The sequence below is a fragment of the Bradyrhizobium sp. CCBAU 65884 genome, assembly GCF_028128835.1.
GTDB lineage: Bacteria > Pseudomonadota > Alphaproteobacteria > Rhizobiales > Xanthobacteraceae > Bradyrhizobium > Bradyrhizobium ottawaense.
Map to the genome: position 1 here is coordinate 455,665 of NZ_LBJU01000134.1, position 22,683 is coordinate 478,347.

Genomic DNA, 22,683 nt, shown 5'->3' on the forward strand with positions numbered 1-22,683 from the left:
GTCCCGTTCTTTCATGCGAAAGCCAGGATCGCAAGGGTGCCAGCGAGCAGCACCATGGCGCGGCGGTAGACCGTCAGTGCCTCGGCGATATCAGCGGCGCGCGGATCGCGCGCGCCCTCGTTGAGCCAAGGCTCGTCGGTCGCGCTGCCGTGATAGATGCGGGGGCCGCTGAGCCGGACGCCAAGCGCCCCCGCCATGGCCGCCTCCGGCCAGCCGGCATTGGGCGAGCGGTGACGGCGTGCGTCGCGCGTCATGCACGACAACGCCTCCGATCGCCGCGGCGCTAGCAGCACGAACACGAATCCAGTCAGCCGCGCCGGAATGAAATTGGCGACATCGTCGATGCGGGCCGCCGCCCAGCCGAAGGCCTCGTGCCGCTCGTTGCGATGGCCGATCATGGAGTCCAGCGTGTTGATCGCCTTGTAGCCGAGGATGCCCGGCAGGCCGAACAACGCGCCCCAGAACACCGGCGCCACGATGCCGTCGGAGGCATTTTCCGCAAGGCTCTCGATCGCCGCGCGCGCGATGCCGGCTTCATCGAGCGCTGCGGGATCGCGGCCGACGATCCGCGAAACCGCGTCGCGCGCGGCGGCGATATCGCCAGCCAGCAATGGATTTGCGACGGCGGCCACGTGATCATGCAGCGAGCGCAGCGCAACCAGCGGCCAGGCCAGGATACCGACCAGCACGATTTGGATCCAGCTCGAGGAAAGCAAGGCCTGAAGCGCGCAGCCGATCGCAACGGAAAATGCGATCACCAGGAGCGATCCGGCGACACCAGCAGCGCGGCGGAGCGCCGGCGGATCTGACCCGCGATTCCAGCCGCGATCAATTGCACCGATCAGCCGACCCAGCCAGGTCACGGGATGACCGATCCGCGCGAACAGCCAAGACGGCCAGCCCAGGAGGGCATCCACCGCCATCGCCACCACCATCGCGCCCGCAAAGCCCACACACGCCTCCTGTCCCGCCCCTGTTGCGCAAAGCGAAGGCAGAGTGCAAGCCCCCGCCCGGCTGATTTCGGCTTTGTCTTTGGCCGCGTTTGGTGATTAGTCAGGCTTACAGGAGACCTTTATGGCCGTCATCTTGATCACGGGCGGAGCGCGATCGGGCAAGAGCAAGCGTGCGGAAATGCGCACGCGCGCCTTCCCCGGGCAGCCCGTCTATGTCGCGACGGCTGAGGCGCTTGACAGCGAAATGGAAGCGCGGATCGCCAAGCACCGCGCGCGCCGCGGAACCGACTGGATCGAGCGCGAGGTGCCGCTCGATCTCGTCCCCGCGCTGATCGCGACCGACGGTGGCGGCGCAACGCTCGTGGACTGCCTGACGCTGTGGCTCTCCAACCTGATGCATGCCGAGCGCGACTGGGAGCGCGAAGTCGGAGAACTCGCCGCCGCCCTGCCCCGCCTGAAAAGCCCCGTCGTCTTCGTGACCAACGAAGTCGGTCTCGGCATCGTCCCCGACAACGCGCTGGCGCGCAGCTATCGCGACGCCGCCGGCATCATGAACCAGATCATCGCCGAAGCCGCCGACGAGGTCGAGTTCGTCGTCGCCGGTTTGCCCATGAAATTGAAATGATGCCGCGCTCCGAACTCTTCAAGGACATGGTCGCCGATCTCAGGATGGCGGCGTCGTTCGTCACGATCCTTCCCGTGGCATCGTCCAAGCCCGCGGCCGATGGCGCCGTCGCGCGTGCGACATGGGCGCTACCCGTGGCCGGACTGCTGGTCGGCCTTGCCGGCGCTTTCGTCTACAAGGTCGCCATCCGCTTCGGACTGACGCCGAACATTGCCGCCCTGCTCGCACTGGCCACGACCGCCCTCATCACCGGCGCGCTGCACGAAGACGGTCTTGCCGATACGGCCGATGGGCTCGGCGGCGGCCGCACGCGCGAGCGCAAGCTCGAGATCATGCGCGACAGCCGGATCGGGACCTACGGCGTCTGCGCGCTGATCCTGTCGTTCGGCCTGCGCTGGAGCGCACTCGCGGCGATCGCCGATCCCTTGCTGGTGGCATTTGCGCTTTGCGCCGCGCACGCCGCCGCCCGCGCGGGCGTGCCGGCCTTCATGTCACTGGTACCGCCAGCGCGGCCTGACGGGCTGTCGGCGAGCGCGGGATCGCCGCCGGGCCGCAGCGTCGCCATCGCCTTCGCTCTTGGAACGCTCGCGCTCGCTCTCGCGTTGGGGCCGGGCAAGGCGCTGGTCGGCCTGATCGTGCTGTCGCTCGCCGGCCTGTTGCTGGCGCGGCTTGCCGTGCGCCAGATCGGCGGGCAGACCGGCGACATCTTCGGTGCGTTCGAGCAGATCGGCGAGATTCTCATTCTGCTGGTCGCGGCATCCTTCCGGATGGGAGGCTGATCTCATGGTCGAGTTCGACGACACCTTCCGTCAGCACTTGCGCGAGCTGTTCGTGTGGCGCCGCGACGTCCGCCGCTTTCGAGCTGACCCGCTGCCGGCCGGCGCCATCGATCGCCTGATCGAGACCGCCTGCCTGTCGCCCTCGGTCGGCCTCAGCCAGCCCTGGCGCTTCGTCACCGTCGATGATGCTGCACGACGTCGCGCCATCATCGATGATTTCACGGCGTGCAACGCCGACGCACTGAATTGCTATTCCGGCGAACGCGCGGCCCGCTACGCCACGCTGAAACTGTCGGGCCTTGAGCAGGCCCCCGGTCACCTCGCCGTGTTCGCCGACAAGGCCAGCGACATCGGCCACGGCCTCGGCCGTGCGACCATGCCGGAGACGACCGAGTATTCCGTGGTCGCCGCCATCACCGCGATGTGGCTCGCCGCGCGCGCCGAGAGCATCGGCATCGGCTGGGTCTCAATCCTCAACCCGGATCGCATCCACGTCGTCCTCGACGTGCCCGATACCTGGAAGTTCATCGCCTATCTCTGCATCGGCTATCCGGAAGCCGAATGCGACCAGCCCGAGCTGGAGCAGGCGAAATGGGAGCACCGGCGCGGCGCGGACGAGTTTACGTTGCGGCGTTAAGCGGATCGCGCCTCAAGCTCGCCCGTCAGATACCAGCAGTCGATCCATCCTCTGTCATTGCGAGAGAAGCGAAGCAATCCAGGATCGCAAGGGCTCTTCGCAATGACGGCGGAGAGAGCGGCACAACCTTCCGCTACGACCTGCTCCTGCCGGCCACCGCCGCCACAGGCGCGGGTGGCTCCGGCTTCTGGAACATCAGCAGCGGGCGGAAGATGACGCGGCCATAGGCCTCGTAATGGTTTTGGGTCGAGACCGCCATCTTCAGTGGCGTCGCGTAATTTGCCTCGAAGGTCATGAACTGCGCATAGGTCCAGGAGAAACCGACGCCGACCGAGGCCATTTCGGTGACGCCGGGGAAGGTCGAATACACCGCGCCCCAATCGGTGAAGATGTAGGTGTCGAAACCCCTGAGCCATTGCGACCAGTTGTAGTGCAGCTCGGCGTTGAGATAATAGCCGCTGTCGCCGGAGGCCGCATTGGAGGGATAACCGCGTACGGTGGTGGGACCGCCGATCGAGAAGATCTGATCGCCGGGCAGCAGCTTCTCCTGCGTGTACTGCCAGCTCGCCAGCACATTGGCGCTGAAGTTCTGGGGCCCTGCGGCGCTCGTCGCGATCAGCGAGCCGGTGTAGGTGTTGAACGCGCGGTTGTTGCCGAGCACATAGTCATGCCACGCGACGTAGTTCACTGCCGGCGAGACCGTGATCGAATAGGTGTTGCCGGACTTGGTCACCGAGATTCCAGCCGTGGTCTTGTCGTAGTGGTCGTCGGTGACGGCGACCGTGGCAAATCGGCTGACGGTCTTGCCCTCGGTCAAGGCCGCGTTGAGCAGCACCAGCCAGTCCTGCGTCACCCAGACCGGCTGGCTGAAATTGACAGCGGCCTGGCTCGAGCGACCGGTGACGTCGAGCGCGACGAACGGCCCCTGGACGATCTTGATCTTGCCTTCGGTATAGCTGACGCCGGCGCGGCCGCCCCAGGGATTGACCGGGATGCTGTAGGCGACATTGCCGTTGAGATTGCCGTCGGAGCGGACGCCGTAGAAGGTCAGGCGGTCGTCGACGCCGAACAATCCGTGGCGCTTGTAGAAGGCACCGCCCTCCCAACGCCCGGTGTTTTCGGAACCCTGATTGTCGGTGAAGAGCTGCAAGGTGTCGACCGGCGGCTCGATCACCGCGAACTGGAGGTCGGTGAGGCCGAAGCTCGTGCCGGGCTGCAGCAGCGCCTTGATCTGCACGTCGTTGGTCCGGTTGAACCAGATCACGTCGCGGTTGAGTTTTGGAACGTCGAGGACCTCGCCTTCGGGCTCCTTCACGCGATCGAGGATGTAATCGGTGCGAGTCTGCTTGTTGCCCTCGACGGTCGTCTTCTGCAGCCGTCCCTCGGTCAGCTTGACGCGGACGACGCCGCCCTTGGCATCCTGCTCGGGCAGGGTCGCGATGCCCGTGACGATGCCGCGCGCGGCATAGACCGCATTGATGTCGGCAACGAGCTGCAACAGCGAGGCGATGTCGACGTCCTTGCCGACATATCTCTTCGCGATCTCATCCAGCTCCGCCGGCGTGATGAACTTGGACTCGTCGAATGTGACCTTGCGCAGGCGAAATTTCGGCCCGCCCGGCTTCAGGAGCTGGGACTTTTCCCGCTCGCCGCCGATCACCGCCGGCCCGGTGAGCTTGGGCGGCGCGCCTTGCTGCTCGAGCTGCCGCCGCTGCCGGTCGACGTCGTTCTGGATCACGCCGGGATTGATCGACTGGGCGCGCGCAGAGGCGATGCAGCAAGCTGCAAGCCCGATCGCCAACGACGCCCCCAGAATCCGCATCCCGAATCCAATTACCATGCCTGTGCGAGACGGCCAACGGCCGGCTTTTCCGTTTCAACCGCCGCATCCTTCCAGCCCGGACGTCCCGCACGCTGCCCCTTCTGGCGCAGCTTGCGCATGTCGCTGAGCCCTTCGACGTTGACGGCGGGGCCGGAGCCGACGGCCTCGACCGGCCGTGGCGTCAGCAGCGCGTCCAGCCGCGCCTGGCCGGAGAGACCGAGCAGGTAGAAGGTCCCCCCATCCTTCTTTGCGAGCCAGGTCTCGATGCTCTCTTTGCCCTCGCCGTCGACCGCGATGTTGCGCGCCATGCTGGCACCGGTGAAGACATTGCAGCAGCTGTGGGTCGGGCCGAAATTGGTGACGGTCGCCGAGACGTCGCCGGTGTAGAACACCACATAGGCATTGCTGACATTGGCGTTGCCGAGCTGGCTCATCGTGAACACGCCGCCCGGCTGATACAGCTGCAGCGACGGCCAATTGGACGGCGCCGGCGTACGGTTGTTCAGGAGTATCTGCTGGGTCGCCGTGGTGAGCATGAGCTGGCCCGGCACGTAGCCGTTCAGGATCGAGACGGCCGGCGCATCGGTCCAGAAGGTCGCGTCCACCACCCTGAACTGGTTGACGATGATGTGGTCGGGGTCGATCGAGATGTTGGCAGACTTCGCAACGCCGCCGTTGTAGCCGGTGACGTTCAGGATCAGCGGGACCGCCGGGTTCGAACGGATCTGCTCGCCCTTGACGTTAATCGTATCAGCCGCGAGGTCGAGCTCTCGCACGACGCTGACCCAGTTGATCGTCAAATCACCCGACGAGGTCATCTTGACGATGTCGCCGCTGATCCGGTCGAGCGAGACCGGTCCGACCACATCGAAATGCGTGTCGCCGTGGGCGGAGATCGATCCGCCGCGGAGCGAGCCCGTGTCGGACTTGACGTTGAGATCGCCGGCATCGCCCGGGATCCCCGTCGTGGTGAGCTGGCTGAAGACGACGTCGTTCACGGCATGCAGGGTCTGCGTGCCGCCGCTGATGGCGGTGCCGACGGTGATCCCTCCGGTCGTCGCGGTGACGTCGAGCGTGCCGCCAACGTTGAGATTATCCCAATGAACGACCGTGCCGCTGAGGACTGCATTGCCGGCGGTGGCCGTGAGGTTATGCCCGGTGTTCGCACCCGCCGCGATCAGTCTCGCCGAGCCGTGGGCCGAGACCGAGCCCAGCGTCGGCACGCCGCCTGAAATCACGGTCTGCGCGAGGATGAAACCGGTGTCCGCGTTGACGTTGATGCTGCCGGCATCGCCGTTGATGCCCGTCGCCGTCAACGCGTTGAAGGTGACGTTGTCATGGGCGTGGATGGTCTGCGTGCCGCCGCTCTGCGCTGTCTGGAACGTGATGCTGCCTTGCCCCGCGGTCGCGCCCAGCGTCGTCCCGACATTGAGGACGTTCCAGTTGATCGGGCCGGTGGCAGTCAGCAGGCCCGAGCCCGTCGAAGCCGCGAGCGTGTTGCCGGTGATGGTCGTGGCCGCAACGAGGCTCGCCGAGCCGTGGGCCGAGACCGAGCCGAGCGTCGGCACGCCGCCTGAGGTCACCGGCTGCGCCAGGATGAAGCCGGTGTCGGCGGTGACGTTGATGCTGCCGGCATCGCCGTTGATGCCCATCGCGGTCAGCGCGTTGAAGGTGACGTTGTCGTGGGCGCGAATGGTCTGCGTGCCGCCGCTCTGCGCGGTCTGGAGGGTGATGCTGCCCTGCCCCGCAGTCGCGCCCAGCGTCGTCCCGACGTTGAGCGTGTTCCAGTTGATCGGGCCGGTTGCCGTCAGCAGCCCCGAGCCTGTCGAAGCCGCGAGCGTGTTGCCGCTGATGGTCGTGGCCGCAACGAGGCTCGCCGAGCCATGGGCCGAGACCGAGCCGTACGTGGTCACACCGCCCGACGTCACCGTCTGGGCCAGGATGAAGCCGGTGTCGGCGGTGACGTTGATGTTGCCGACGTCGCCGCTATTGCCGGTGGCCGCAAGCGACTTGAACGTCACATTCTGGGTCGCGTGGACCGTCTGCGAACCGCTGCTCTCGGCGGTGCCGATGAGGATGCTGCCATTGTTCGCGACGGCGCGGAAAGATCCGCTCGCGCCGGTCGCCGTGCCCGCCAGCACCTGGTCGAGCCTCAGTCCGCCGGTGCCGATGATGTCCACACTGCCCTTCACCGCGGACAGCAGGCTCACCTCGGTGTCAGCGAGAACCTTGACGTAGATATCGCCGGCGCTCGCGCTCGCAGACAGCCGCGCGGCACTGAAGGTAAACCGCCCGGTCGCACTGCCGATGCCGTTCGATGCGCTCAGCGAGAGCTCGGCGCCCGCGCCGGAGGCGATGAACTTGGTCTGGCCGTCGCCATTGTCGATGATCGCACCGAGCGAGGCGACGCCGCCGGCGGTGACGATGATCGACGGGGCGTTCGAGGCGGCAGCGTAGGACTGCGAGGAATTCAGCTGGCCGATCGTCGCATCGCCCGTGGTGGTCACCGAGATCAACCCGGGCGCGTTGATGGCCGAATAGGCGCCCATCGATAGCGTCGCGGCAACCAGCGTCACGCCGCCCGTGCTGCTGGTCGCAACCACCGGCGCCGCACTGGTGCCGGCCGCGAAGGTCATGCCGCGATTGGCGAGCAGCTGCATCAGGCCGTCGCTGGTGATGCCAGTATTGATGGTGAGCGCGCCGCGCGCCACGTTCAGCGTCAACGCGCCGCCAGCCGTCAGCGCCCCATAGGGGCCGCTGGTGCCGACCGCGAGATCGCCGGTGACCGCGAGGATGCTGAGATCGCCGACCGCCGAGCCGGTCACCGCGCCGGAGATGTTCACCTGCAGCGGCTGGAAGGCCCCGCCGTTGAAGCCGATGCTGCCGCCGGCGCGCAGGTCGAGGTCGGTGCCTAGGATGTGGATCGCGGAGCGGTCCGTGAAATCGGCCTCGGCGTAGATGCTGCCGGTCGCGGCGAGGTGGATCGCATTGCCGGCGGCGATGTTGCCGAGGATGAGATCGCCGGTGGTCTGCTTCACATAGATGCCCTGCGCCGACGAGACCTGGTCGAGCTGGTCGTTGCCCGGATCGGCAAACGCGATCTGAAGCGCGTTGGCGTTGGTCGCGGGATTGCTTCCGGCAGCGCCCGGCGCGCCGACATTGCCATGCTCGGCGATCAGGGTCAGGTTGGCGATATCGCCCGAGATCACGGCCCCGCCCACATTGGCGGAGATGCTGGTCACGGCGTCGAGCTTGACGTCGCCGCGGCCGGTCACCTCGATGCCGTTGGTCTGCGCGGCCGTGACCGGGCCGTAATTGGCGGTGACGCCGCCGAGCGCGAGGCTGTTTTTGCTGCCGAGATAGATGTTGGTCAGCGCCTTGGCCGAGATCGCGATCGGGTTGTCGACGACGACGAGGTTCTGCTGCGACAGGCTGACCGTATAGGTCGTGACATGGGTCGTCGGATCCGTGACCGCGCCGACGGTGAGCTGGCCGGGGCCGGCGGTGGCCAGCAAACCCCTCTGCTCCGGCGTCAGCGACGAGGAATCGACGCTGGTGAAGGTGAAGGTCTGGGGCGCCGCCGAATTGCCGACCGAGCCGCGCGGCGCGTAGAGCATGATCTGGTTGGCGCTGACATTGGCGATGACGTTCTCGTCGATCGGCGGCGGTGCCGCACCGACGGCCGACGACGACACCGTGTAGGCGAGCTGGCTCTGGGTCCACTGCGAGCCCGCGGTGATGATGCTGTAGACCCGCTCGGTCGATGCGAGCGTGTAGCTGTAGTTTGCATTGTAAGCGCCAAGCGCCGTTTGCAACGCCGTGTTGCTCGGCATCCGCTGGCTGGTGGTCGCCACGCCGTCGAACAGCTTGGTGAACAGGGTCGCCGACAGCGAGCTGCCGAACACGGTCCCCAGCGGATCCGCGGGAGCGGCACCGAGCAATGTCGTCAGCGAGGTCTTGAGCTCGTCGGTGGTGATCTTGCCGAGCAGGAACTGATCCCTCAGGAACCGCGTCGTGGCCTCGGTCTTCATCTGCGTCGCGGTGACGTCGGCAGGGTCGATGCCGAGCTTGGCCGCCACCTGCGCCCGCAGCACCGTCTGCCCCACCGAGGTCGGGTTGTAGGTGCTGCCGTTCGGGAAGGCGATGTTCTTGAGCTGGAAATAGTCGTTGTAGGCCGACGTCACCATCGACTGATAGCTGTTGACGGCGTTGGTGGCGGCGTTGCCACTGACAAGGTCGAGGCTGGCCTGGACGTCCTGAAGATGCTGGCTCTGTGCCTGGGTCAGGCCGACCGCCGCCCGGCCGTTCAGGATGTTGGCCTGGTTGCCGTCGGAGCCGGCGGCCTCCAGGAACACCGGGCCACCGGTCGACTGGATCGTGCCTAGGCGGAGGTCGCCCTTGGACTGAATGATGTAGGTGCCGGTGGCCGAGGCGCTGTCGAGCACGCCGCCATCCACGCTGCCGCCCGCCTGAACCGTCCCCGTCGCCTGGATCACCAGCGGATTGATGTTGGTCAGGGTGGACGCGCCGTTGACCACCGCGCTCGTCGCGCCGATGGCACCGGAGGCGGAGTTGATCTCGATGTTCTTGCCGATCACGACGGGATTGGCGGGGTTGTAGGCGGAGGCCGAGTTGATGTCGCCGGTCGCCGACAGGAACACGTTGCCCTGCGGCGTGGCGCCTGCCGAATTCACCTTCGCCTGGTTGATCGACAGCGCGCCGATGGCCGAAATCGCGATGTCGCGGTCGATCGAGCTGGCGGTCAGGCTGCCACCATAGATCTGCACCTGGACGGGCGTCCTGTTGGCGCCGAGCGTGCCGATGCCGCCGTCACCCCGAAGCGTCACGCTCGTCCCCGAGATCACCGGGTTGTTGGCATTGGCGCCGACCGTGATGGACGAGTTGGCGCCGGTGGCGGCCAGCGTCGTCGTTCCCTGCTGGTTGTTGATCGACCCGTTGATGACGATACCGGAGGTCGAATTGACCACGACGTCGCTGCTACTGCCACCGGTGAACTTGATGTTGATCGGGTTCGACGCCTTGACCGTGTTGGTCAGCGAGAGCGTCAAATGATCATAGATCGCCTGGTACCAGTTGTACTGGGCATCTGCGCCGCAGCACGCGTTGGAGTGGGTGTTGAGTCCAACGGGGCTCCCGTCCGGGTTCGTGCCGCCCGCCCAGTGATAGCTGCCGGTGGCGGTCGTGACCTTCTGGTAGTTGGTGCTCTGCGTGCCTGAAACCAGGCTGGTCGAGCGGGTCCAGCTCTCGCCGGTGGTCTGATTGGGCGTGAAGCTCCAGCCGTAGTCGAACTGCGTGCTGGTGGGTAGACGATCCAGCGTCGCGGTGTCGACCCATTGATAGAGCATGTTCTCCTTCGTCGCGTACTGGATACCCGCCGTACCGGTCCTCGCTGCAAGCATCGACGGGTCGATCGCGGCCGCAGTGACACTGTTGGTCTCGTACCGCGACACCTGCTGGCTGCTTGCAGCCTTGGGATCGTAGACCCACCACGTCGTCTTCCCCTTGAGCTGGTCGACGATCTCGACCACGCTCTGGGCAGTGACGCTGGTATTGATGGTGTTGGTGACGAGCTGGAGCCCGCTGGTGTTGTTGACGGTGACCGTGCCGGCGCCGCCTTTGATCTCGATGTTACCCTGGGTCTGGGTGCTGTCGGTCGAGGTCGAGATGATCTTGCCGTTGAGGTAGACGTAGCCGCCGGCGCCCTGCGCCACGCCATTCAGGATGAGCTGGTCGGTGAGAGCGTTGTACCTGACCCCGATCTTGGCGTCGCCGCTGGCCGACGCCGTCACGGAGCCCGAGATATCGTAATAGACGCCGTTGCGCGCATTGGCCTGGGCCGCGGCAAAGTCCGCGCCGCCGTTGCGGTTCTTGAGGCCGTTGCTGCCATAGATGGCATCGTACGCCGCGGCGCCGATGTCGACCGAGTAATTGCTGCTCGAGCCGGCCTGGATGGTGCCATTGATGTTGATCACCGACGCCGAGATGATGACCGCCTGGCCGCTGATGGTCCGGGAGGCTGTCGCGGTGGCCGGCGAATTGGCGGTCTTCGGCGTGATCGCATCCGGCTGGATGTTGATCACCTGGAAGAAGCCCGAGCTGTCGCAGGCTGACGCACAGTTGAACGGCGTCTTGTACGGACCGCTATCGGTGTAAACGTTGCGGCCGTCATAAGTCGTTTTCTTCCACTGCGCGAGCACGACATTGGTCGAGTCCTGCGACTGCCCCTCGATGATCTTGAGGGTCGCGATGTCAGGCACGCTGCCGGCATCGGGAGTGCTGGTGTTCCCAGGCGTACCCCTGCCCACCGGCAGGAAGATCGATGAATAGAGCGAGGTGCCGTCGTAATACGTCATCAGCATGCGCGCGGTGAAGATCGTGCTGGCGTCGGCGTTGCCGACGGGTTGATACACGCCGTGGCTGCCGTCGGTGCAGCAGTAATAGAAATAGGGGTGATCGGTTCCCGAAGCGATATGCGGAGCGGTATAGTAGTCGCCGTAGGCGCCGAGATAGGTCGCCGCCGTCATCACCGCGGTCAGCGTGTCTTCCGGCCTGTTTTCAGTGGTGGCCCATTGCGAGGTGACCGCGCTGCCGCTGTCGTAGAAGCTCCCGATACCGCCGAGGAAGGTGAAGGTGCCTTTTGGCACCACGATCTGGACGGTCGCGGCACTGAGCGACTGCGATGCGACGACGCTGCCGAGATTGTTGATGATCTTGAGCAGGCCGTTCGCGTTGTTGACGGCGCCATTGAAATAGATGTCGGGCGTGCGGGTCAGCACGTTGCCGTTCTGGTCAATGCCTTGACCGGAGTCAGGATCCAGGCGGTTATAGGTGGCCGAGATGTCGATGACCGGTGTTGCGCTCGGCATCGCGGTGAAGGTCACATTGGAGTGCGAATCCGGGTCGACATGGTCGATCTGGCGGTAGGTGATGTTGCCTCCGCTCACGTCGGTGACCGTGAGGTTGCCGAGGCTCATGAAGTCGAGGCCCTTGTTCTCGATCTTGATCAAGGGCGAGCTGCGCGCGATGACCGCGGGCGCGGCCGGGTTCGTGCCGCTGTTTCCGGTCAGCTTCTGCGCCAGGATCGAGACGTTGCCGGCGGACACCAGCATGTCGCCGAACGCGAAGGCGTTGCCGGGTGCGTCGGAGGTGAACGGCGCCTGCTTGATCAGCGTGTCGATCTGGCGCTGGATGTCGCCGGTCGGATCGGTGCCGGACGGCGCCATCGTCGCGGGCGCCGTAGGCGTGGCCGCCGCGAGCTGGGAGCGTACTTGCGCCTCTGTCAGGCCGGTCAGCGACGCCAGCTGGTTGACCACCAGCTGGTACGGATTGAAGTTGCCGACCACAGTGTACTGGACCGTCTGGTGGTTCCAGCTCATCACCGGGCTGAAGTGATTGACATCGGAAACGGCCTCGAGGGTCAGCGCGGAGTAAGGGCTGGTCGTGCTCAGGGTCGGCGTGCTCGCGCCGAGCACGATCGTGATGGTCACGTCGTTGTTGATGCCCGCCACCACCAGGCCGTTGAGCGCGACATCGCCGGTTCCGCTGGTGTGGCTGTGATTGTCGCTGTTCTTGGCGCTGAAGATGTCCAGATACGGATTGTAATTGCTGCCGTTGCCGGCGGCCGTGACCTGCCCTTGCGTTGCGCCCAGATAGATATTCCGCGCGCCGAGGATGCTCGAGGTCGGGGCCAGCGTCAGGCTCGTGCTGTCGTCGGCATTGGCCGTGCCGCGGTACAGCGTGGAGATCGGAATGGCGGTGTTGTTGTAGACGACCGTCGTCGCCGTCGCCTGCACGCTGCTGAAAACGAGGCCATCGCCGGACAGGCCGGCATACATGGTGATGTCGCGCCAGGCCATGATCTTCGCGCCGGCGCCGACATTGACGGACTGGTTGGCGTGAACCCAGCTGTTGGTGCTGGCGCCGACGCCAGCGATCGCGCCATAGAGGCTGGCATTGGCGTTGTTCGCCGCCGCCATCTTCGCGGCCGTGCCAATATAGATCTTGCCGGCGCTGAACAGCTCGCGGGCGTTGATGTTGACCGCGAGCGTGGCATTTGCCGTCATGTTGGACTCGGCACCGCCGCCGGCGAAGAAGCTGGCGGTGGCGAGGCTCGCGGTGTCGTTGGTGTTCAGCGTGTTGTAGGCCTCGATGTTGATCACGGCCGTCGAGGTCCTGGGATCGTCGTTGAGGCTCAGCACCGTGCCGGCGCCGATATTGGTGGTGACGTTCTGCGTCACAAAGGACTCGCTGAGCGCGGCCGCCCCTGAGAACGAGCCGCCGGAACCCGAACGCGCGCCGCCGCCACCCTGGTTGACGATGTCGTTGGCGATCACGACCATGTCGCCGGCCGCCGAATTGATGATCAGATGCGTCCCGATCTCGGCCGTGGTGGTGGAGTCGACGTCGTTCCGCGCCTTGCCGGCGGAGACGCCGGCCGTGGACGCCTGATAGGCATCGCCGCTCGCCGCGTAATTCGTGGTGTGCTTGGCATTGATGCGGAGACCGCCGAAATAGAGCGTGTCATCAGCCGTGCCGCCGTCGAAGCGCGCGTTGGTCACGGCGGTCGAGCTGGTCGTGGCGACCGCGGCCGCGCCGGCATAGGTGCCGCCCGCGCCGACCGTCGCGTTGGAGACGTTGGCATCCGTGCCGGTGGCCGTGATCCGCAGGATACCGGTGTAATTGCTGTGATTCAGATTATCCATATCGGCAGGCGCACCCAGATAGGCGTAGGTATGCGCGCTGGACGAGGTCTGCGCGACGGTGGCGCCGAGCGCCAGGAATCCGGTCGAAAGGCCCGTCGCCTCGGCGTATTGGGCACTGTCGTTTTCGGCCGCGATGGTCACGTCGGCGTTAGGCAACGTAATCCCCGTCCCGCCATAGGCGCTCACGGTCGCGTTTTCCGACGCCTTGGCGTAGCTGCCCTGTGCCCCGATCAGCGAGCCGCCGCCGCCGGCGAGCGCCTTGGCCCATGTCGACGTGCCGCTGGTCGGAACCAGCGCCATGGCGGTCACCGCAAGCGCACCACCCGAGAAGCTCGTGTTGTCGCCAACATCGGCAGTGACCGTGGCGCCGACCGTGGACTGGGCGATGGCGACGCCGACCGCGGCGCCGCCGACCGAAACGCCGATCGCCTCGCTCGATAGATTGGGCGTGATCGAGGCCGACACCAGTGTGCCGACGCCGGTCGCGGATGTCGTGATCGAGGCACTGCTGCCGATCTCCGCCAGCACGGACGAGTTCTCGTGCGCCTCCGCATCCGCACCGACGCCCGCGACGATACCGCCGCCGAGCGCGGTGGCCGTCGTCGTCAGCGTGCCGGCACCGCTTGCGCCAACTGCCAGAGCCGCGACGTTGACGGTGGAGCCGTTCAGAACCCTCGCGGCGACCGAACTCGCTCGGCTTGCCGTTGCGACCGAAGCACCGGCCGCCACGGCACCGCCGGTGACGCCGCCGGTGAAGACGACCTGGGTCGTCGAATCCTGCGCCATGACGGCGGCGCCATTGCCGGTGCCGCCCGTGCCGGTGATCTGGCCGCCGAGCATGGCCACCACGGAGTTGCTGACATTGCCGACCGCGACAGCCGCCTGGGCGCCAAAGTAAAGCGCCGCACCGCCGGCGATGGCCTCGGTGTCGACGGTCTTGCCGGCATAAGGCCCGGTAGTCGCGTCCTTGACGACCGCCGCAACGGTGATAATCGGCGCCGAGACCGCCAAAGGCGTATCGGCGGCCACCAGCACGCCGGAGCCGTTGCGTCCGTAGTCACTCAGATTGGCGAGCACGGTGCTGTTGACGCTGGTGTAGCCGATGCCCGCACCGATGCCGACATTCTTGGCAAAGCCGGCGCCGAGCAGATACATCTTGGCCGCGTTGGCGCTGGTGGCGGCAACGTTGACCTGCGTGCCCGTGACGTTGCCGCCCGCGATCTGCGCGACGACGACGTCGTTGCCGCCGCTCAGCACGTTGCTGACGTCGTAGGTCGAGCTGACATTGGCGCTGTTCGGATTGCCGGCCGTGCCGCTGGCGACGGCGTTGCTCCCGTGGGTGTTGCTGGTGCCACTGTTGACCGACGCGATGGTGCCGCTGCCGCCCTGATTGAGCTGACCGGTCTGCTGGCCCTGGGTGTCGGCATCGGCGGTGTTGGTGCCGATGATGATGACGCCGACGGTCGCGCCGATGCCGACGCTGCCGCCGATGCCGGCGGTGACCGCGTAGGACAGCACCTCCTTGGTGCTGAGCGCATTGACGTTGATCGCGCCTGACGAGTTCAGATTGCTGTTCCAGCTCTCGGCAACGGTCCGGCTCTTGAACACGATGACGTTGGCTGCGGCGCCGACGCCGACGCCTCCCCCGCTGGCGCCGACCGCAAGTGCGCCTGCGATCTCCTTGATCGCCACGTCTTCGTTGGCGTTGATCGTCACCGCACCGGCCGTACCGCCCGTCACCCCCTGCAGCGTAGTGTCGTAGACGCCGGCGATGGTAGTGTTGTTGGCGACCTCAATGTTGGCCATGCCGGCGATAGCCGCCGTCCCGGTCGAGAGCGCGCCGCCGATCGCATAGGCCTCGAAACGGTTCTTGGTCTTGGCCTCGACGTCGAGCGCGCCGCTCAGATTGAGCGCGGTCGTGTGCGCCGCGCCGTTGCCCTGATAGCGGAACTCGTCGCCGACATAGGCCAGCGTCCGGTTCGAGGAGACCTGGACCAGGAACGCCGCGCCGATCGCGGCCTGGCTGCCATAGGCGCCGGAGCCGTTCGCGGAGAAGATGCCGGTGTTGTTGTTGGCGTTCACCGTCAGTGACGAAGCCGTCAGCGCGCCGCCGTCAACATAGGCTTCCGTGGTCGCCTGGAAGACGTTGAGCCCGACCGAGCCGGTGTTGAAACCGATCGCGATCGACGACGCATCCTGCTCCGCATTGGCCTTCACAGTGACGGCGCCGACCGTCTCGCTCGACGACTGCACGCCGCCGACAGTGGCATTCGTGATATAGGCCAAGGTCTCGCGCGACATCGTCGTCGAGATGATCGTCGCGCCACCGCCGCCACTGCTGCCGTAAGCGATGCCGGCGCCGAACGCGCCGGAATAGGAGAAGCTCGACGCGGCGACCTCGATCTGCGGCTTGAGCGTCGAGGAGGTCAGGCGCGTGTCGATGGCCGCGCTGTCGATATAGGCTCGCGTCGCCCCGCTCATCACATTGGTGATGGGGTTGATCATGATCGCGATGCTGGAACTCGCGGCAAGCGAGGCGACGTTGGTCACGACGGCCTGGTGCGAGCTCGCGACCACGGCAAGGCCGCGCACGGTGTCCTGGTTCTCGGAGAGGTCGGGCGTGGTGTCGGTCGGCGCATGGGCGGCGCCGAGATCGAACGCATGGACGAGCGTGCCGTTGTTGACCGACAGCGTATCGGACGAACTGGTTCCGCGCGCATCGACTTTGGTGTTGGCACCACTGATATAGGCTGCGGTGGTTCCGGTGATCTGGTTGGTCACCAGCGAACCCGCGCCGCCGGCCGCCCCCTTGCTGATCGACAAGGCACCGGCGAACACGGCCGCCTTGTCGTTGTTGCCGGCGATCACCCCGACATTGTTGGCGGCGGTGACGTCAGCGCCGTTGATGCCGTTGGTACCGGCGGCGGTGATGCTAGCCGTGACATTGGTCCCCATCAGATTGGTGGCGACCGAACCGGCCAGCCCGACCTGCGAGGACATCGCGACACCGACGGCGACCGTCGAGATGCTGGCATTCGAGTTCGCACCGACGGCAACGCTGCCCGAGGCCGTCAGCTTGGAGCCAGTGACGCCGGCACTGACATTGTTGGCGATGCTGCTGTAGACCAGCGCCAGGCCCGCGGCGCTGCCTTGCGTCGAGGCGCCCGCAATGGCGGCGGTGCCGGTGATGCTGGAATTGTCGGTCGCGTTGACGGATATGTTGCGTCCGGTGACGGAGGATTGCGACGCGCTCGACAGGTTGTTGCCGATGGCGGCCGAAACGGTGTTGGCGATCGAGCTGATCGTTGTGCCGCCGACGCCGGCAAACTGGCCGGTCGCAAGGCCGAACCCGATCGTAACCGCCTGGATCTTCGAGGAATCGACCGCACTGACGCGGACATTGCCTGGGGCCGACATCAGCACGTTGGCTATGTAGGCCGAATGCGTGGTGGCGATGGTGTTGTAGACAATCGAGGCGCCCGCATTGTTCTTGCCGGCCTGGATGAGACCCGCAACGGAGACGATGCTAGCGCCGGGACCATTGCCCGTGCCGTCGTTGAGCGCGGCCGCGCTGAAGTCGATGCAGTTCTGCCCGCCCGTGCCGCCAGCGACCGTGCAGGTGTCGGTGGCGAGATGGTTGTTGTTCGACTTCTTGACGAGGTTGCCGAGCGCGGTGTCCAGCGCCGAGACGGCGCCGCTGTCGGCCAGCACCGTCACGCCACCGACATTGATGTTCACCGTCGCGCCGCTGTTGATGTAGGCCGTCGTGGTCGGCGCGATCTCGCTGACGACGATCGCACCGGCAAGCCCGTTGGACCCCGCCCCGCCCGAGGCCGCACCGGCCGCAATCACGCTGGCGCTGTCGGCCAACACCAGCAGGGTGTCGTAGTTCGAGATCGACGTGCTGCGGATATGCGCATCTGTCGCGTTGCCGCCCGTGGGATCGGCGACCGACGCATAGGTCAGGCCGATGCCGACGCCGGCCTGGCCACCCGATATGTAGAGCGAGCCACCACCAATCGCGATGTTCGTGGTCTGGTAGGCATCGACCTCGAGCGCGCGATTGACGCCGGTGGACTGGCCCGTGATCGTCGAGCTCTCGATATAGGCGTTGGCACTGTCCGTGACGATGCCGACGGAGGCCGACAGTGACGCGGCATTGGATTTCGATCCTGCCACGCCGAGCGCGACGACGGTCTCCGAGCCGCCATTGAGCGCTTGCACCGTCACCGAACTCTGGTCGCTCAGGGTGGTGCCGTAGATATAGGCGAGCGTCGCATTGTTCGACATCGCCGCGGCGATCGCGCCGCCGATCGCGGCCCCTTGAGCGGATGCTCCGGCTAGATTGAGCGCCGCGGAGCCGGACCCATTGTTGAGCATGGTGTCGTTCAGCGCCTGGACGATCGTGTTGGTCATCACGGTCCCAGTCGTGGTGAACTTGTTGACCGTCGTGTTCCTGATATAGGCGCTGGTGCCGAGTGCGACGTCGCTGATCGACGAGCTGCCGGCGAGATCGATGCTGAAGCCTTCGGTGCTCGATCCCGAGGACGAGCCGATCTTGCTCGCGGCCGTCGTCACGCCGGCGGTGCCTCCGGTCGAGGCGGCGCCGGCAGCGCCTGCCTTGTCGGAGAAATTCGACGACGCCGGGTCGGAGACGGCTGCCGCGACGGCGGCAGCGGTGATGCGCCCCGAAGTGGTCGCGCTGAGTGTCAGATTGTCGACATTGACCGCCCCGCTTCCGCCGCTGGTGCCGGCGAACGGATCGTTGGCGCTGAACACGCCGGGCCGGATGTCGGAATGGTTGTCGCCGATATAGGCGGAGGTGTCGGTGTTTGCACCGAGATAGGCGACAGCCAACCCGACGGCCGAACCGCCGCTGGTGTTTCGGCTCATCGCGCCGGCCAGTGTCACGACCGACAGATCCTGCTGTGCCAGGATATTGACGGTCGGGGCATAGACAGTGGCTTGGCTGGAGATTGACGCATGCGTCGTGTTGTTCAGGAAGCCGAGCGAGGTAATGCCGTTCAGCGCCAGCGCGCCCGCGGCCTTGCCGGACGACGGCGCGACGGCGACGAACTGGTCCGACGTGATCGCGTTGACGGCGATGTCGTCCGCCGCCCGGAGCGTCGCGCGGTCCGAGACGCCGGCAATGGTGTTGGTGTTGAACTGGACGAGATTGAGCGCGCCGCCGACCGAAGAGCCGCCCGACGTGTTGCCGGTCAGGAAGCCGAGCGTACCGACATTGCCGGCGGCGTCGATCGACGCGGTCATCGTGGTCGCCGCAACCTGAATGCTGGTGTCGTAGGTGTGGAGGTCGCCATTGTCCATTCCGACCGACCAGCCGGTGCCACTGCCGCAGGCCGCCGCGGCGCAGTTTGCCGTCAGGTTCGCGCTGCCGGCGACCCACGCCGTCGTGTTGTTCTTCACGACGAAATGGTTCAGCGAGCCGGCGATGCCGATCGTGTCGCCGGCGTCCGCCGTGGCGTTGGCGTAGCTGGTCAGGATGTTGCCGCCGACGCCGAGATTGCCGTTGAGGTGGCTCAGCACCGCGCCCAAACCATCCCACTTCAGCCAGGAAATGGTGATCGGCAGTTCGGTGGTGGCATCGACGGCGATGTTCGCCGCGTTGATCAGCGTGCCATTGCCGACATAGGCGTTCGAATTGTGGGTGAAATTGCCCCAGGCGACGGCCGCGCTGATGGCCGTGCTCTCGCCGGACACCACGTCCTTCGTGATGGCGCTGGCCGTCGCGTTGCTGCGAACGCCGCGATCGATGACGTTGCTGGCGACGGCGACGTTGCCGCTGGCATAGATGCTTGGCGCGCCGCCGCTCGGGTTTTGCGCGATCGCAGCGGTCGCACTCTGCGTACTGTTGGCCAGGGAAAGCGCGCCTGCAGCCTTGAAATTGAAGTTCAGCGGCACTAGCGAGGACATGTGGTCCTGGATGATCGACGTCGGCGCGGTGACGGAACGCAGTCCTCTCTCGATCGCCGCGATCAGCGCCGGCAGGCCGGCGATGGACGAAGCCATCGTGGAATTGCTCGTCGTGTCGGACGTCGCCTCGACCAGAACGGAACCGTTCATCCGGTTGGCGGTATCGGTTCCGAGTGATGCGCCGAGCGTCGCGGTCACGGACGTCGTGATGTCGCTGATGGCGAACGCGCCGCCGACGGCGCCGCTCGCCCCCAATCCGGGTGCAGCAACCGACGTCGCGCTGGTTGAGAACGAATTGTTGTTGATCGCGCGCACCTTCAGGGTGCTGCCGCTCGTGTTCACCGTGCCGGCAGCAATATGCGCGCCGGTCTCGACGTTGGCGGTCGTCGTCACCGAGCCCTTGGAATAGGCCACCGTCGGGACGATCTGCGCGCTCGTCGATGCCGCGAGGGCAGAGACGGCGATGGTCGCATCGTTGAGCGCCTTGATCTCGAGGTTGCCGCCGGCGTTGATCGTCGCGCCCGAGGCGATGTTGGTGGTCACGTTGCCATCGATCTTGCCGACGACCACACCGGCCGCGACCGGCGTGAGACTGCCGAGCAAGGTGGATGCGACCGCCGGATCCGACGCGGTCTCGGTGGCATGTGCGGAAATGGTGACGTCGCCGCGGCCGTTGATGTCGGCATGGCTGTTGATGTTGATCGTCGCGGTCGCGCTGGCCGCGACATAGCCGCCATTGAGCCCGAGCAGCGAGGCGGCGAGCGTCGAGCCGACGAGCGCGAGATCACCGACCGCAGAACCGTTCAGGAAACTCGACACGGCGGTCGAGGTCGCGGTGATCGAGACGGTACCACCGGTAATCTTGCCGTCGACCGTGATCGCCGTCGTGGCTGTGGCCTGACCGGACAGCTTGATGTCGCTCGCCGTTGCCGTCAGCGTGACGTTGCCGTCGGCGTAGCTGGTCCCACCGAAATTGACCGACTGCGCCAGGATCTGCGCACCATTCTTGATATCGATGTTCGGCGCGTCGATGATGACGTTGTTGGCGTTGCCGGTCGAATGGCCGGAGCCGTCGAGGCGGCGGGCATCGATCACCGCATGTGCGGCGAGCGTAATGGAATGATCGGCCTGAATGAGGTAATTGGCACCGGCGCTGAGCCCGGCGAGCGCAGCCGCGACGGAGCTGTTCGAAAGCGTCACGCCGGTGTCGCCCTGGGAGGCATCGCCGACGACCAGGTCGGTCGGATCGATCAGCAGCGTGCCGGCCTTGCCGTTGGCCGCGCTGAGATTGACCTCGATGCCCCGGCCGATGTCGATGACGCCGTTCGCGCTGAAATCGACCAGACCTGCATTGCCGGTCTTCGCGCTGGCGTTGAACCTGGCCCCGCCCGTCACGGTCAGATTCTGCGCTGCCTTCAGACGGATCTCGCCGGCATCGCCGGTCTTGCTGGCGATATTCAGCCTGGCGTTCTTGCCGATATCGATGTTGTTGCCGGCCTGCACCGTGATGTTGCTCGGCGTCGAGGTCTTGCTGTGCGCGGTCAGGCGGCCGTTGACGCGAGCGTTGTTGACGGCGCCGATATGGATCGAACCGTTGCTGACGGTGATCGAACTGGCGCTGCGCAGGCCCTTGGAATTGACGGATGCCGCGAACTTGGCGGCATGGTCGAGATTGGCGATGTCGCGCTGGGTCGCGCCGCCGACGAAGACGTTCTGCCCGGTCAGACGCACGCCGTCCTGGGCATTGACCCGGCCGTAGATGCGGATGTTGCCGTCCGGCGAGACCGGGAACGAGCCCGCCATGAGATTGCCGACGGCCGTGCCGTTGATCGCGCCGCCGGGACCGATCAGGCTGTCGGTGAACTCCCGTGTCGGGGTCGAGACGTTGAGGCTGCCGACATTGACCACGCCGCTGCGGCCGACCACGAACCCCTTGGGGTCGGCGAAATAGACGTTACCGCCGATTGAGCCGTTCATGTAGGAGTTCAGCGTGCCGTTGACGTAGACCGGCGCGTCGCGAACGATGTTGACGAGATTTCGCGTCCCCGTCGGCAGTTGCAGGTTGACCGTATTGCCCTGCCCGACGCTGAACTGCGAGAAGGAGTTGAAGGCGTTGTTGCCCGAGACCGTCGACGTCGTGACGTTGGTGACGCTGCCGGAGGTCTGAAGGCTGGTCCCGGTGCGGCCGTCGGGAACGATGACGTTCGCCGTCTGGGCCTGAAGACGGACGCTGAACACCGGCAGGAAGACCATCTGCATCGCGCAGAGCAGCGACATCGAGCGGAACCGCGCCAGCCGGCGCAGCGTCGTCCGCTCGTCATCGTTTCGCGCCGCAGATGGTCCGCGCATGTCAGATCCTCGTCATCGGCATTGGCGCCGATCCACAACCGGGTGGGAGAATGTCGTGCGATCCAGACATCAGAACTGGCCGGGCGGCAGCTTGAAGATGTCGGGGCTCTTGGCGTCGGCCACGTAGAACAGCAGCAGGCTGGTCGGGGTCAGCACACGCTGGTTGTTCTCCTTGTTCTCGAACGTGCCCTGGAGGAGCAGGATCACCGAGCGATCCCTGGCGTCGCTGCCGCGGAACATCACGATGCCACCGGCGACGGGCATGTTGACGGCGATGGAGTCGGGCTTGAAGCCTTCACCCATGAAATGGGCGCGCAGGATGTTGGCGTTGGAGAACAGCTTCTCCGGCGTGATCGCTGCGTCAGTCGCCTTCGACCAAACCGCGCCGACCTGAATCAGCGACTTCGACTTGTAGCCGAACACGTAGGAGAGCTCGGCGGTGCCGCCGTTCGGCAGCAACTCGGGAACGGACAGCAGAATGCTGTGCGTCAGCTCGGATGCGTTGTCCTGTGACTTGATGGCGTCGGGTTTGGCGTTGAAATCCTTCGTCATCGCCGCGCGCACATCGGCCTCGTTCATGCCGAACTTGGCGGAGCGGAAACCGTCAATCGCCTTGATCTTGTCGTCCGCGGCCGGTGTCTCGGCCGAATTCGCCCCGGCGGCGACGGGCGTGCCGGCTGCAGCGGGGGCGCCGGCCGCAGCCGCTCTGGGTGCCGGCGCAGCCTTCTGCTTCGGTACGGCGCCCTGGGCCGCGAGCGGTCCGGCAGCAATGACGGTGAGCAGGCCTACGACGGCCGGAATGAGATAGATTTTGCGCATCGAGAACCTTCGAAACAACTTGAAACAACGCTTCAAAAATCG

Annotated in this window: 7 protein-coding genes; 3 read left to right on the top strand and 4 right to left on the bottom strand. The window is 65.9% G+C overall.

Translation table 11 applies throughout. The annotated features are described in order from the left end of the window. Positions 1–11: 11 nt before the first annotated feature. Positions 12–953 (bottom strand): adenosylcobinamide-phosphate synthase CbiB, encoded by a 942-nt coding sequence (cbiB, locus tag XI03_RS40065; RefSeq protein WP_028142436.1) that lies wholly within the window; start codon positions 951–953, stop codon positions 12–14. 121 nt (positions 954–1,074) lie between these two features. Here cbiB and cobU point away from each other — a divergent pair, with 121 nt between their 5' ends. From cobU to bluB, 3 genes are read left to right on the top strand one after another with little or no spacing between them, the layout of a single operon-like run. Beyond that, positions 1,075–1,578, top strand: coding sequence for a bifunctional adenosylcobinamide kinase/adenosylcobinamide-phosphate guanylyltransferase (gene cobU / locus XI03_RS40070; protein ID WP_038970542.1), 504 nt, complete (start codon positions 1,075–1,077; stop codon positions 1,576–1,578). Continuing rightward, positions 1,575–2,357, top strand: coding sequence for an adenosylcobinamide-GDP ribazoletransferase (gene cobS / locus XI03_RS40075; protein WP_271595214.1), 783 nt, complete (start codon positions 1,575–1,577; stop codon positions 2,355–2,357). The genes cobU and cobS overlap by 4 nt, the downstream gene beginning before the upstream one ends. A 4-nt stretch (positions 2,358–2,361) precedes the next feature. Further along, the gene (gene bluB / locus XI03_RS40080) at positions 2,362–2,994 is read left to right on the top strand and encodes a 5,6-dimethylbenzimidazole synthase (RefSeq protein WP_152103220.1); all 633 of its coding nucleotides are present in this window, start codon (positions 2,362–2,364) and stop codon (positions 2,992–2,994) included. A gap of 133 nt (positions 2,995–3,127) precedes the next feature. On the opposite strand, the gene XI03_RS40085 is transcribed toward bluB, so the two are convergent. The 3 genes from XI03_RS40085 to XI03_RS40095 all read right to left on the bottom strand — a co-directional run bounded on the left by XI03_RS40085 (position 3,128) and on the right by XI03_RS40095 (position 22,641). Further along, positions 3,128–4,816, bottom strand: coding sequence for a ShlB/FhaC/HecB family hemolysin secretion/activation protein (locus XI03_RS40085; RefSeq protein ID WP_271595215.1), 1,689 nt, complete (start codon positions 4,814–4,816; stop codon positions 3,128–3,130). An 11-nt stretch (positions 4,817–4,827) separates the two neighbouring features. After that, positions 4,828–21,822: a leukotoxin LktA family filamentous adhesin gene (locus tag XI03_RS40090; RefSeq protein ID WP_271595216.1), complete on the bottom strand. Its 16,995-nt coding sequence runs from the start codon at positions 21,820–21,822 to the stop codon at positions 4,828–4,830. Positions 21,823–21,891: 69 nt separating this feature from the next. After that, complete coding sequence (locus XI03_RS40095; RefSeq protein WP_028142430.1) at positions 21,892–22,641, bottom strand: hypothetical protein; 750 nt, start codon at positions 22,639–22,641, stop codon at positions 21,892–21,894. Positions 22,642–22,683 lie beyond the last annotated feature (42 nt).

What these genes read in the sequence shown, in the direction of transcription:
- cobS (WP_271595214.1), top strand. Translation starts at nt 1,575, where the DNA reads ATGATGCCGCGCTCCGAACTCTTCAAGGACATGGTCGCCGATCTCAGG.
- XI03_RS40085 (WP_271595215.1), bottom strand. Translation starts at nt 4,816, where the DNA reads ATGCGGATTCTGGGGGCGTCGTTGGCGATCGGGCTTGCAGCTTGCTGC.
- bluB (WP_152103220.1), top strand. Translation starts at nt 2,362, where the DNA reads ATGGTCGAGTTCGACGACACCTTCCGTCAGCACTTGCGCGAGCTGTTC.
- XI03_RS40095 (WP_028142430.1), bottom strand. Translation starts at nt 22,641, where the DNA reads ATGCGCAAAATCTATCTCATTCCGGCCGTCGTAGGCCTGCTCACCGTC.
- XI03_RS40090 (WP_271595216.1), bottom strand. Translation starts at nt 21,822, where the DNA reads ATGCGCGGACCATCTGCGGCGCGAAACGATGACGAGCGGACGACGCTG.
- cobU (WP_038970542.1), top strand. Translation starts at nt 1,075, where the DNA reads ATGGCCGTCATCTTGATCACGGGCGGAGCGCGATCGGGCAAGAGCAAG.